The sequence below is a fragment of the Paenibacillus suaedae genome (assembly GCF_032337355.1).
Taxonomy (GTDB): Bacteria; Bacillota; Bacilli; order Paenibacillales; family Paenibacillaceae; genus Paenibacillus_B; species Paenibacillus_B suaedae.
In genome coordinates, this window is record NZ_JAVYAA010000013.1 from 1 (window position 1) to 12,222 (window position 12,222).

At 46.6% G+C, this 12,222-nt stretch carries 14 protein-coding genes, 1 rRNA gene and 1 riboswitch; of the genes, 13 read left to right on the top strand and 2 right to left on the bottom strand.

Annotation, left to right across the window (positions count from 1 at the left end; genetic code table 11):
• A 5S ribosomal RNA gene (rrf, locus tag RQP50_RS28605) occupies positions 1–102 on the top strand; the annotation flags it as partial.
• Between the two features lie 129 nt (positions 103–231).
• Here rrf and RQP50_RS28610 read toward each other — a convergent pair.
• The gene (locus tag RQP50_RS28610) at positions 232–768 is read right to left on the bottom strand and encodes a hypothetical protein (RefSeq protein WP_072732139.1); all 537 of its coding nucleotides are present in this window, start codon (positions 766–768) and stop codon (positions 232–234) included.
• A 255-nt stretch (positions 769–1,023) separates the two neighbouring features.
• Here RQP50_RS28610 and RQP50_RS28615 point away from each other — a divergent pair, with 255 nt between their 5' ends.
• The 10 genes from RQP50_RS28615 (at position 1,024) to rsmI (ending at position 8,686) form a co-directional block, all read left to right on the top strand.
• Entirely contained in the window at positions 1,024–1,206 is a 183-nt protein-coding gene (locus RQP50_RS28615; protein ID WP_021260716.1) for a sigma factor G inhibitor Gin, read from the top strand.
• Positions 1,207–1,339: 133 nt separating this feature from the next.
• A complete protein-coding gene (locus RQP50_RS28620; protein ID WP_315747442.1) occupies positions 1,340–2,953 on the top strand; it encodes an aminotransferase class I/II-fold pyridoxal phosphate-dependent enzyme in 1,614 nt (537 codons plus the stop codon).
• 2 nt (positions 2,954–2,955) lie between these two features.
• A complete protein-coding gene (gene tmk, locus RQP50_RS28625) occupies positions 2,956–3,630 on the top strand; it encodes a dTMP kinase (protein ID WP_315747443.1) in 675 nt (224 codons plus the stop codon).
• A gap of 57 nt (positions 3,631–3,687) precedes the next feature.
• Complete coding sequence (locus tag RQP50_RS28630; protein WP_021255894.1) at positions 3,688–4,017, top strand: cyclic-di-AMP receptor; 330 nt, start codon at positions 3,688–3,690, stop codon at positions 4,015–4,017.
• Positions 4,018–4,116: 99 nt separating this feature from the next.
• Positions 4,117–4,560 carry a YaaR family protein gene (locus tag RQP50_RS28635; protein ID WP_021255895.1) on the top strand — a complete coding sequence of 148 codons (444 nt, stop codon included), beginning with the start codon at positions 4,117–4,119 and terminating at the stop codon, positions 4,558–4,560.
• A gap of 94 nt (positions 4,561–4,654) precedes the next feature.
• Positions 4,655–5,635, top strand: a complete 981-nt coding sequence (gene holB, locus RQP50_RS28640; RefSeq protein ID WP_315747444.1) for a DNA polymerase III subunit delta' — start codon at positions 4,655–4,657, stop codon at positions 5,633–5,635.
• A complete protein-coding gene (locus RQP50_RS28645) occupies positions 5,636–6,436 on the top strand; it encodes a PSP1 domain-containing protein (RefSeq protein ID WP_021255897.1) in 801 nt (266 codons plus the stop codon).
• 33 nt (positions 6,437–6,469) lie between these two features.
• Positions 6,470–6,853 carry a DNA replication initiation control protein YabA gene (gene yabA, locus RQP50_RS28650; protein ID WP_021255898.1) on the top strand — a complete coding sequence of 128 codons (384 nt, stop codon included), beginning with the start codon at positions 6,470–6,472 and terminating at the stop codon, positions 6,851–6,853.
• A 164-nt stretch (positions 6,854–7,017) separates the two neighbouring features.
• A complete protein-coding gene (locus RQP50_RS28655; RefSeq protein ID WP_072732135.1) occupies positions 7,018–7,791 on the top strand; it encodes a tRNA1(Val) (adenine(37)-N6)-methyltransferase in 774 nt (257 codons plus the stop codon).
• 1 nt (position 7,792) lies between these two features.
• Positions 7,793–8,686 carry a 16S rRNA (cytidine(1402)-2'-O)-methyltransferase gene (gene rsmI, locus RQP50_RS28660; RefSeq protein ID WP_072732134.1) on the top strand — a complete coding sequence of 298 codons (894 nt, stop codon included), beginning with the start codon at positions 7,793–7,795 and terminating at the stop codon, positions 8,684–8,686.
• 176 nt (positions 8,687–8,862) lie between these two features.
• Here rsmI and RQP50_RS28665 read toward each other — a convergent pair whose 3' ends face one another.
• Positions 8,863–9,117 carry an AbrB/MazE/SpoVT family DNA-binding domain-containing protein gene (locus tag RQP50_RS28665; protein ID WP_005545514.1) on the bottom strand — a complete coding sequence of 85 codons (255 nt, stop codon included), beginning with the start codon at positions 9,115–9,117 and terminating at the stop codon, positions 8,863–8,865.
• Positions 9,118–9,424: 307 nt separating this feature from the next.
• Here RQP50_RS28665 and RQP50_RS28670 point away from each other — a divergent pair, with 307 nt between their 5' ends.
• Both RQP50_RS28670 and RQP50_RS28675 read left to right on the top strand, forming a co-directional pair.
• Complete coding sequence (locus RQP50_RS28670; protein ID WP_315747446.1) at positions 9,425–10,708, top strand: HD domain-containing protein; 1,284 nt, start codon at positions 9,425–9,427, stop codon at positions 10,706–10,708.
• A 35-nt stretch (positions 10,709–10,743) separates the two neighbouring features.
• The gene (locus RQP50_RS28675; RefSeq protein WP_072732133.1) at positions 10,744–11,511 is read left to right on the top strand and encodes a TatD family hydrolase; all 768 of its coding nucleotides are present in this window, start codon (positions 10,744–10,746) and stop codon (positions 11,509–11,511) included.
• Positions 11,512–11,704: 193 nt separating this feature from the next.
• A riboswitch (cyclic di-AMP (ydaO/yuaA leader) is annotated at positions 11,705–11,908 on the top strand.
• Positions 11,909–12,222 lie beyond the last annotated feature (314 nt).

Below are 12,222 nucleotides of genomic sequence, written 5' to 3' on the forward strand. Positions count from 1 at the left end.
GGAGGGGTTCCACGCGTACCCATCCCGAACACGACCGTTAAGCCCTCCAGCGCCGATGGTACTTGGACCGCAGGGTCCCGGGAGAGTAGGACGTCGCCAAGCAATTAAAGACCACTGTTGAGACATCTCGACGGTGGTCTTTTTTATCTATACCTAATATAGGTATGTAAAAAAGCCGAATGCTTGCGCCTAATTTAGGTTTAACAGCAATCGGCTTTTTTTCTTAAATGCTTACGCTTTGTACAGGCATATGTCCATTTCGTTGACTTTAACGAGTCCACTTGAGTCGACAGCGCGCATCGTCAATAGGCAATACCAACGTGGAGACAGCAGCCATAAGTGCCAGAACACATTCAACAAAGTGAGCTCCAATGGAAGCCATGGGCATAAAATAAGAATGACTAAAAACGTAATGGATGTCGTATGCAGCATAATTTTAGTGAGATATCTTAGGCTGATGAATTGCTGTGGGAGTGGCAAGTAACCAATCCATGGCATACGCCACCGCCATGCCCATCTCCCTTTATATGTGTACCGATCTACGATGAAGATGGATCGGCCTATTACATAATGGAGCCATGCAATGAGCACACAAGAAGCAGCGACATAGCCGATACCGAGGAGGCTATGTTGGTATAGTGCGACTGCGATACACAGTGCAGCTAACGTGGAAAAGGCAATGATGAAAGGCTTCGCTAGACGAACTCTCTTCAGCAGCTGATAATGATAAAATGTTCGCTCCATTTGTTCATTGCGTATGGTTGACATTGAGCGAACCCTCCTTTTCAAGTTGAACAATAATTTATATATCGGTATTTATTCTATGAAAATGTAGAAGGGATAGAAATTGAAGAAGAATGTAATAAAGATCAAAAATGTTGAAAAAGGGTTCAAACCGTACAAACACCAATACCATCAATCCATCATACATATATAAAAACATTTGAAACCGGCTATGAAACTGGTATATATCCATAGAGTTACGGGCATACTTATCATATAACCGCTAAAGGTGGGATTGACATGGAACGTCAGGATACACACTGCATTGTGTGCGGTGAAGCGACGAATGACGGCATAATGGTCGTCAATCAGTTTATTTGTACAGCATGTGAGCAAGAAATGGTTAAGACCGATGTGCAGGATCTGAAATATTCATTCTTCATTCATAAGCTAAAGCGATTATGGCTGCACACGAATGTGTAAGATTGCTCCCCTCGATTTGCTTACTCGTTAGGGCCCGATTCAGTGGGCTCTTTTTGCTTTTTATTGAACAACAGATGAAGAAGCGCACAATTTACGTTACAATAAATGAAGCAATAATAAAGGGGCAACCTTGATGAATATACGTAAGGGGACTTCTCACTTGGCGCTTGATGTACAAGAGCAACTGCGGGCGCCACTTGTGGAAGCTTTACTTCAATATAATAGAAACCGGCACGCATCTTTCCATGTACCAGGTCATAAGGATGGACATTGGTATGAGCAAGCGGGGCTTTCCTTATCTGAGCAGGGAGAATGGAGTATGCTGCTTCAGAGGATGTCACAGCTGTTATCGATTGATGTGACGGAAGTAGAAGGTACAGATGATTTGCATCATCCGACAGGAGCGATTGCAGAGGCACAGCAGCTAGCTGCGAAGTTGTTCGGTTCTGAAGAGACGCACTTTCTTGTAGGGGGCAGTACGGTTGGCAATATTGCACTCCTTATGAGCTGTTGTTTTCAGCCGAACGATATTGTGCTCGTACAGCGCAACGTTCATAAGTCTGTATTACACGGGCTTATGATGGCAGGTGCAAGAGCTGTATTCCTTACACCACAGATGGATATGACAAGCGGTCTTGCTACTGCACCGACCAGTGAAGCGGTAGAGAAGGCACTTCAGGCATACCCAGAAGCGAAGGCTGTATTCGTGACGAATCCAAATTATTATGGAATGGGGATTGATCTCCGTCAACTTGCGGCTATTACTCATCGTTATAATATCCCACTGCTGGTGGATGAGGCACACGGAGCTCATTATGGGCTCCATCCCGCATTTCCAGAATCCGCTCTGCAGGCAGGTGCGGACGGTGTTGTCCAGTCAACGCATAAAATGCTTGGCGGCATGACGATGAGTGCGATGCTTCACGTTCAAGGAGCTATGCTTAATCGAGCAAGGCTGAAGAAACTGCTTACGATGTTGCAAAGTTCTAGCCCTTCCTATCCTTTAATGGCATCGCTTGATATCAGCCGCTATTATATAGCGCGAAACGGGCAAGAGGCGTTTGAGGAGGGTCTAAAGGCGGTGCAGCTCGTACGAGCTGCACTGGCTAACCTGGACGCATTTGAGGTTATAGAGATACAAAGCACTCATTCACAGTCCGCCTATTGCAGTCTTGATCCATTCAAGGTGACGATTCGATGCAGGGAGGGACTGTGCAGCGGTTATAAGCTGTTAGATCAGCTTGCTCTGCACGGGTGTATTGCCGAGATGGCCGATTTGCGGCATACGGTGCTTGTATTCAGTCTAGGCAGTACATTAGAGGATGCGAAGCGATTAATTAGGGCATTGCAAGCGGTTGCTGTGACGTTGGACAATAACACTCCATATACTAAGATACAGGCGGGTACCTATATGGAGATTACTGATGCGTCTGCACATCCGATTGTGATGGCTGACGGGCATCGATTGTTCTCTGAGCCTGTATCCTTCTCGATATATGAACAAGAGCATGTACGAACGAAGCAAGTACTTGTGCAGGAGGCAATTGGGCACAAGGCAGCAGAGTCGGTGATTCCTTATCCGCCGGGCATTCCATTACTTTATCCGGGTGAGATTATTACAGAGGATGCAGCACAACAGCTGATCATGCTTGCATATGCCGGAGCTAAGTGCCATGACGCAGAAGATGAATCCTTGCGAACGATTCGTATTGTGGATACTGAAGAAGAGAAGGGAATTGAGGAATAGATATGAGTAAGCAGCAACGAGCAGAACGTCCCGGGTGGTTCATTACACTGGAAGGTGGAGAAGGAGCAGGCAAGTCATCCGCGATTGAACTGCTGACGGATAAGTTGCGGCAGCAAGGAGTGAACGTCGTAGTCACTCGGGAGCCGGGAGGAGTTCGCATTGCCGAGAAGATTCGCAGCATTATCCTCGATCCTGAGCATACAGAGATGGATGCTCGAACAGAAGCATTGCTTTATGCAGCTGCCCGCAGACAGCATCTTGTGGAAGTTGTTATTCCAGCCTTAAAGCAGGGAGCAATCGTCTTATGTGACCGATTTGTTGACAGTTCGCTTGCCTACCAAGGCTACGCACGAGGACTCGGGATGGAAGATGTATGGGAAATCAATCGATTCGCGATTCACGATACAATGCCGGATATTACGTTCTGGTTAGATATTGATCCACAGGCTGGATTGGATCGGATTGCGGCTAATCAGGCTCGTGAAGTGAACCGACTCGATAAAGAGAAGCTTGCATTCCACGAAGCAGTGCGCGAAGGGTACGAACGAATTGCTAAGCAGCAGCCGGAACGGATTGTGAAATTGGATGCTACACAGTCGCTAACACAAATAAGTGGGCAAATGTTCGACATTTTATGTGAGCGAACGCAGGATTTTGCAGGTCGGATGTATAAATAAGTAACATCATTCCAAATAGGGATGCCAAGAACTTTATTTTAAGGAGGATGACCAGGCATGAAGATGGTTGTGGCCATTGTACAAGACAAAGACAGCAATCGGCTTTCCGGTGCATTAGTAAAGGCGAATTTTAGAGCGACCAAGCTGGCGAGTACGGGTGGATTTTTGCGTGCAGGCAATACGACGTTCATGATAGGTGTGGAGGATGATCAAGTGAGCACCGTCCTGAATGTCATCCGCAGCAACTGTAAGGTGAGAGATCAGCTTGTCACCCCAGTGACCCCGCTCAGTGGTACTTCGGATTCTTATATGCCGCTGCCTGTTGAAGTACAGGTAGGGGGAGCGACCGTGTTTGTGCTCCCAGTAGAGCGGTTCGAGCATTTTTAACATTTCGTCCGTAATATTACGATATAATAGAAGTAATCCGCAGATGGATGGATTTCAATCGAATCATACTATGAAGCGAACGATTGCAGGTGATATGGAGTGAAAATTAACCCTGGATTTCGCCCCTTCGGCACGGATGTGCGTATGGGTGAATCTGTAACCAAGCCTGTCCAGCACAAGTCTTTTGCGGACATGATGAACAATCGTCATGATCAAGCGAGCAATGATGAGCTGCAGCAGAGGCTGCAGGATATTTATCAGCAAGGGGAACGACTGTCGAAGTCCATGACGATTCGTGAGCTTCGCATGTACCGAATGATGGTGAAGCGTTTTTTGGAGGATACAGTACGGCGAAACCTGAAAATTCGGGAAACGCGTGGATGGGATCGACGCGGCAGAAGCAAACGATATCAGATTGTCGATGAGATTGACAGTGCTCTCATTGAATTAGCGGATCATCTGCTGGAGACGGAGCAAGGTAAAATTGATCTGCTTCATAAAGTAGGGGAAATTCGCGGGATGCTGATTAACCTGTGCTTCTAGTCAAGCTAGGGGAATTTCCCCATATCCCATGACTAGAGCAGAGCTTCTTGCTCCGTATCGCATTCTGGTTATATATGGAAGGAATACGCATAACATGTCGTTTGAACAAATTCTCGGACAGGATCGAGCTAAGAAAATATTGCAAAATGGTCTGCGCACAGACAAGGTATCCCATGCCTACTTATTCAGTGGACCGAAGGGTACGGGCCGGATGGCTGCTGCGCTAACCTTCACCAAGGCGTTATTCTGTGAACGCATGACAGATGATGCTTGTGGGGAATGTCTTTCTTGTCGGAAAATTGAGCACGGCAACCATCCTGATGTGCATATTATTCTACCAGAGGGACAGTCGATTAAGATCGATCAAATTCGCGAGCTGCAGCGCGAATTTTCCTACCGAACCCAAGCTACAGGCCGGAAAGTGTACATTATGGAGCAGGCGGAGAAGATGACCGTGCAAGCGGCCAACAGCCTGCTTAAATTTTTGGAGGAGCCAACAAGTCCTGCAGTGGCTATTCTGATTACAGAGAATGGACAAGCGATGCTGCCAACCATTCAATCCCGTTCACAGATGGTGCCATTTACACCGCAGGATCCGAACCTTATCTGTCAAACGTTAGTAGCAGAGGGTAGTCCTGCTATATTAGCTCGTGCAGCTGTCTATCTTGTAAACGGCCTAGAAGCTGGACGTGAGCTATGTGGACAGAATTGGTTTGCAGAAGTGAGAAACGTAATGTTACAATTAGGAAAGGAGTGCGAAGCAAGACTTCCTTCCGCACTTCTAACCGCACAGCAGAAGTTGTTTAAGACCGAGCTTGCTGAACATACGGACATGTTGTTCCGTTTGTTCCATCTCTGGTTTCGAGATATGTTGAATTACCAATACAACCGGCAGGAGAGTCTCGTCTTTATCGATCAGCTTGATACAATCAGCAAGCTGGCCTGGACGAAGTCGGCTGAAGGATGGATTCGGTGCATGGATGCGGCGACGGAGGCGCAGAAGCGGGTGCGCGCCAATGTAAGCCCGCAACTTGCTTGCGAGCAGTTTCTGGTTGGAATCCAAGGAGGTACTTGATTGTATAATGTAGTCGGCGTCCGTTTTAAGAGAGCGGGCAAAATATACTATTTCGACCCGGTCGAATGGCCGGTCCAGAGGGACCAGCATGTGATCGTCGAAACGGCGCGCGGCATTGAGTACGGCAAAGTCGTGATTGGTCCGAAGACCGTCGGTGAGAACGATGTGGTGCTTCCCTTGAAGAAAGTCATTCGCATCGCTAATGAAGCGGACGCTACATTGGTGGATGCGAATCGGCAAGCTGCGAAGGATGCGTTCGCAACCTGTATGGACAAGATTAAGGCGCATCAATTGAAGATGAAACTTGTAGATGTTGAATATACGTTTGATCGGAACAAAATCATCTTTTACTTTACGGCAGAAGGACGCGTGGACTTCCGCGAGCTGGTGAAAGACTTGGCCAGCGTATTCCGGACACGGATTGAGCTCCGGCAGATTGGTGTACGGGACGAGGCGAAGATGCTTGGCGGCATTGGGCCTTGCGGGCGCGTGTTATGCTGTTCCTCATGGTTAGGTGATTTTGAACCGGTATCTATTAAAATGGCAAAAGACCAGAACTTATCGCTGAATCCTACGAAAATATCCGGTTTGTGCGGTCGCTTGATGTGCTGCCTGAAATACGAGCATGACAATTATGAAAGCGTGAAAGAAGAGCTTCCTACAGTCGGCAAGTGGGTTGTTACCTCGATAGGAGAGGGCAAGGTCGTCGGTATTAATGCCGGTGAACGTAAAGTGCACGTCCAATTAGCGGATATCGGCAAGGTGAAAGATTTTGCTTTCGACGACGTTGTCGTAAAATAAATAGCGGACATTTTCACGCTCTGGGGTGGGAACTTGGAGAAGAAAGACATTTTTGCGCAGATTCATGAATTGGAAACGCATATGGGAGACCTTCATCAAGAGCTTGGTGCGCTGAAACTCGTCGTCAAAGAGCTGCTGGAAGAGAATCAACGCTTGTGGATGGAGAATCAGCAGCTGCGCAAAGTACTGCACCACGAGCATCACGAGCACTTGGAAGTTGAACCTGAGGTGAAGGGAGACTCGGCACCCGCAGTAAATCCTGATCCAAATGGAGATTCCAAAGAGAACGTGGTTGGCGAAGGGTATGATAATTTGGCGCGGCTGTATCATGAAGGGTTTCACATTTGCAACGTGTATTATGGACATTTGCGGACGGAAGGTGACTGTTTGTTCTGTCTGTCCTTCCTCAATAAATAACCGCGGCCGTAGGTCAGTGGGAACCGATAAGAGGGTTCCCCACCTACGGCTTTTCATCATATTAGGGGCAATTTACAGCATAGCTGATGAGGAAGTCCCTTATGAAACGTTAAAGATATAGGTGTAAGTAGTACTTAAATGAAGATGATAAAGGCAGGGGCGTTATGGAGAATAGAAACGATGTGATCGGGCTGTATCCATCTGAGAGGCTCGACGATTTGCTCACTCATCAATTACGAATCATACAGAGCTCAGAGGTGTTCAGCTTCTCCATGGATGCTGTCCTGCTGGCTCGATTCGCTTCCGTGCCAACGCGTGGCCGGATTATGGATCTGTGTACAGGCAATGGGGTAATCCCACTGCTGCTGTCCACACGGACTAATGCGCAAATCGATGGATTGGAAATACAGCCAAGACTTGCGGATATGGCCAGCCGCAGCGTTCGGCTAAATGGCTTGGAAGAGCGAATACGCATTATCGAAGGGGATTTGAAGGCATTTACACCAGATGCAGAGCGTCCCTTTTACGAAATGATTACAGTAAATCCTCCCTATATGCCGTTGACGGCGGGTGATGTGAAAGAGAACGAGCATTATGCGCTAGCTCGCAGTGAGGTCGCCTGCACATTGGAGGATGTGATTCGCACGAGTGCTAAGCTGCTGCGAACGGGCGGGAAGCTTGCCATGGTTCACCGTCCTACCCGATTAACGGATATCATAGCGCTTATGCGGACATATCGATTGGAGCCGAAGCGCATTCGCTTCGTTCATCCACGCGAGGAAGTAGAGGCCAATATGGTACTGATTGAGGCCGCGCGAGACGGCAAGCCGGATGTACGGCTATTGCCGCCGCTTATCGTATATAATGATGGAAATGAATATCGTGAGGAATTAATGGATATCTATTATGGGAAAGCCTCGCAGCTGAAGGATGGGTAATATGCAATTGACGGAACAATATAGCTACCAGCAACAAAACAAGGAAAATGTAGGGGCATTATATCTTGTAGGGACGCCGATTGGAAATCTGGAAGATATGACATTCCGGGCTGTACGCATACTGCGGGAAGCTGATATTATTGCGGCGGAAGATACACGTGAGACAAGGAAGCTGTTGAGTCATTTCGAAATTACAGGGAAGACGCTGTACAGCTATCATGAGCATAACAAGCAGGCAAGCGGACCTGAACTTGTGCGTATCATGGAAGAAGGCAAGCGTATCGCCCTTGTGAGCGACGCCGGGTTACCCGCGATATCAGATCCGGGTGCAGATCTTGTTCAACTGGCTGTAGAAGCGGGCATTCCTGTTATTCCGATTCCTGGACCAAATGCGGCTTTATCTGCCTTAATTGCGTCTGGCCTGCCAACGAATCGTTTCACATTCGTAGGTTTCCTTCCGCGGGAGAAGAAGCATGCAGATGCTGTGCTTGCCTCACTCCGAATGGAAGCGGGAACGCTGTTATTCTATGAGTCACCACATCGTATTGCGAAGACGCTCGATCGGCTTGCTTCCGCATACGGAGACAGCCGCCGGATTACGATTGCCCGCGAACTGACGAAGCGTTACGAACACTTCATCCGGGGTACGGTTGGTGAATGCATTGACTTTGTAAGCGAGAATCCTCCATTAGGAGAATGTTGTATCGTCGTCGAGGGCGCTGATGAGAATGGAACTTCTCAAGATGCGGGACAAGCATGGTGGCAGGAACTGACGGAAGAAGAGCATGTTGCGCATTATGAACGTGAACAGGGAGTATCACGCAAGGATGCAATGAAACTGGCAGCCAAGGATCGTGGTGTATCCAAACGGGATATCTATCAGGCATTGTTATAGAACAAGAATGGATACAATGGATCATAAGCGAAACATGCAGAATATAGAGGGAAAACCCTTGCTGTAAAACAAAAAAAAGACCTCCATGGTTGGGTTCAAAACCATGGAGGCATCAAGGAAGATATAAAAAGGTTAGAATTAACATATGTGATTAGAGCTATTATAACCTATTTTTTTTATTTTGTCACAGGTTGTGGTATTTCTGATATACATTCGTGACAAACAATTTTTCCTTTAAAGTATGTAACGTTCTCTGCATTGCCGCAGAAGATGCATGCTGGCTCATATTTCTTAAGCATGATGCGCTCTCCGTCAACGTAAATTTCTAGCGCATCCTTTTCACCGATACCAAGGGTGCGGCGAAGCTCGATCGGAATGACGACACGACCTAGTTCATCTACTTTACGGACGATACCAGTGGACTTCATCATAGTTCAACGCTCTCCTCTTTGCTTTAGCATGAAATGTCATATTTCGACAAAATTCTTTTTGGCTGATTCTTATCGTACCAACCATTCCCAAATTAGTCAACCTAAAAAATGTATACTTGGCGTGCTAATTTATGGATTTTAGGTTTTTTTTAGCTTATATTAAGCTGTTTTTAACGACGTAGCGTACACTTTTACACTCGTATGGTATTTTTTATGCAAAAATAAACAGAAACAAGAATAAACCAAATCTTTTCGACAATAAGGCAGACTATGTCGAAAAGGTTCGAATCGAAAGGAGTGATTTTCAATGTTATTAGAGGAAAAAGTGTTCAAGGATCCGGTTCACAATTATGTGCATGTTCAAGATCGAACAATTTGGGATTTGATTAACACAAGGGAATTCCAGCGGCTCCGCCGCATTCGCCAATTAGGAACTTCCTATTTAACATTCCATGGGGCAGAGCATAGCCGCTTTTCTCATTCTCTGGGCGTATACGAGATTACTCGGCGGATTATTTCTCAATTTGAACGAAACCAATACGAGGACTGGCCGCAAGAAGAGAGGCTGGTTGCCTTATGTGCTGCACTGCTTCATGATGTGGGCCATGGACCGTTCTCTCATTCCATTGAAGAGGCCTTCGATATGTTTCATGAAGATTGGACATACCGCATTATAATAGAAGATACCGATATCAATCGCGTGCTGAGACAAGTAGACCCCCAGCTCCCAACCAAGGTGGCATCAGTGATTCGCAGGACATATGAGCGGCCGATTGTCGTGAATTTGGTATCCGGCTCCCTTGATGCGGATCGTATGGACTATTTGCTGCGGGATGCATACTTTACCGGTGTTAATTACGGTACATTCGATATTGATCGTATTCTAAGGGTGCTGCGACCGCTTAAGGATCGGATTGTAGTCAAAGAGAGCGGTATGCACGCAGTAGAGCATTACTTGCTAGCTCGATATGAGATGTACTGGCAAGTTTACTTCCATCCGGTAACCCGAAGCTCGGAGATGTTACTTCGCCTGATTTTCAAACGAGCCAAAGAATTATATTTGGGTGGATACACTTTTCAATATTTCCTCTCTCCTCTAGATGCTTTATTTGAAGGAACGATTACGACGGAACAATATATCCAAATGGATGAGGCATTTGTACAGACCGCATTTATGCAGTGGACAAGGGAGAAGGATGAGCGTCTCGTTGACTTGTGCCAACGATTCATGGAGCGTAAACTATATAAATATATTGAAGTTGAACAGATGGATGAAGATTTACAGGGACGATTGCGGGCAGAGTGGTCGCAGATTGGGCTTGATCCGGACTATGAACTTATGTTCGATTCTCCCTTCGATAAGCCCTATGATGTATATCGAAAGGGAGATGCCCGTTCACAGCAACATATTATGCTATGGGGGCGGGATCAGCAAATTGTAGAGCTGTCCAAGAAATCGGATATTGTACGTTCCATTAGCGGCATTCGCCGTGGAAAACACTATATCTATTTCCCAATGGACAAGCTTCTGGAAGTCTCGAATCACCTTACGGAAGATACAAGGCGTATGTTTATACGCCGCAATCATTAGATCGATTTACAAGAAAGAAAAAGGAGCGCATAAACGTGTTATTTGATACACATACGCATTTAGACAGCAGCAATTTTAACGAGGATCGCGATCAGGTTATCGCACGGGCCGTTGAACAAGGGGTGACCCGTATGGTTAACATCGGGTTCAATCGAGAGACGATCCCGACGACGATGGCGTTGGCAGAGAAATATGATTTTATCTATGCAGCCGTGGGCTGGCATCCGGTAGATGCCATAACGATGAAGCCGGAGGATATAGACTGGATCGCCAAGCTAACGGAGCATGAAAAGGTTGTGGCGATTGGCGAGATCGGACTGGACTATCACTGGGATACGTCTCCGAAGGATGTTCAGCACCGTGTATTCCGCGAGCAAATTGGGTTGGCGCGAGAATTGAAGATGCCGATCATTATTCATAATCGTGAAGCGCACGAAGATGTAATCCGCATCTTGCGCGAGGAGAAGGCTCACGAAGTAGGGGGCATCATGCACTCCTTCTCAGGTAGCTGGGAAACAGCGAAGATGTGCCTGGATATGGGCTTCTACCTTTCATTTGGAGGACCTGTTACTTTCAAAAATGCAAAACAGCCGAAAGAAGTACTTGTTAAGGTTCCGAATGATCGATTGCTTGTGGAGACGGATTCCCCCTATTTGACTCCTCATCCGTTCCGAGGCAAGCGCAATGAGTCCGCATATGTTCGTCTTGTTGCAGAGGTTGCAGCAGAGCTGAAAGGTATGGAATTTGAAGAATTTTGCAGAATGACGACTCAAAATGCAATGACATGTTTTGACATCGCATGAAAACGGGCCAAAAACAAGTGAAAAAAAGACATCGGCCATAAAATAAGTGGATTTCATAATGAAAAACGGATTAAGTTACATTTTTTTAACCATTTTTCGCGAAAAACGGAATTGCTACTGTCTTTACAAGAAGATTGCAAACACGATATGATTTCTCACAGATGTTATTACACAATTCAATATTGTTCCAACTAATTCAGTATCGCTTAATCTCCATGAAGTGGAGAGCGGGGGAACCAGAGTGTGAACGACATGACATGAGTACATGTTCAATCACACGGATTAATTCCTTGGGGTGAATTAGGGACGACCGAGCCATGAGCCGGTTGGTTCCGATAGGGCGACTCTCAAGCCCGAACCCGACAGCTAACCTCGTCAGCGTACCGAGAGAGGGTTCCTCGCGTCCTACACTGTTGACGTTTGGGTTTCTATTACGGAAGCCGCGAAAGAGTCTCCTCTTACGAAGGGCTTCTTTTGTTTACTCTCAAACATTCTTTTTTTTGAATAATGAGAATAAAGACGTCATAGGGTGTAAGAAATAGGAGGTGGGAGCAGCCAATACTGAAACGTTGGTACGGAGATTTCGGCATTGTCTTGAACGATTACATGCTCGTTTATGGCAAGTGAAGTCTCTCGTAAACATTCTTGAAATAGTCGCGTCAGATGGAATCATGCAGAGCACTCGACGGCGGGACTATGTAAGGAGGACCG

Coding starts and splice junctions, on each gene's coding strand:
- RQP50_RS28610 (WP_072732139.1), bottom strand. CDS start 768: ATGTCAACCATACGCAATGAACAAATGGAGCGAACATTTTATCATTAT.
- RQP50_RS28615 (WP_021260716.1), top strand. CDS start 1,024: ATGGAACGTCAGGATACACACTGCATTGTGTGCGGTGAAGCGACGAAT.
- RQP50_RS28620 (WP_315747442.1), top strand. CDS start 1,340: ATGAATATACGTAAGGGGACTTCTCACTTGGCGCTTGATGTACAAGAG.
- tmk (WP_315747443.1), top strand. CDS start 2,956: ATGAGTAAGCAGCAACGAGCAGAACGTCCCGGGTGGTTCATTACACTG.
- RQP50_RS28630 (WP_021255894.1), top strand. CDS start 3,688: ATGAAGATGGTTGTGGCCATTGTACAAGACAAAGACAGCAATCGGCTT.
- holB (WP_315747444.1), top strand. CDS start 4,655: ATGTCGTTTGAACAAATTCTCGGACAGGATCGAGCTAAGAAAATATTG.
- RQP50_RS28655 (WP_072732135.1), top strand. CDS start 7,018: ATGGAGAATAGAAACGATGTGATCGGGCTGTATCCATCTGAGAGGCTC.
- rsmI (WP_072732134.1), top strand. CDS start 7,793: ATGCAATTGACGGAACAATATAGCTACCAGCAACAAAACAAGGAAAAT.
- RQP50_RS28665 (WP_005545514.1), bottom strand. CDS start 9,117: ATGATGAAGTCCACTGGTATCGTCCGTAAAGTAGATGAACTAGGTCGT.
- RQP50_RS28670 (WP_315747446.1), top strand. CDS start 9,425: ATGTTATTAGAGGAAAAAGTGTTCAAGGATCCGGTTCACAATTATGTG.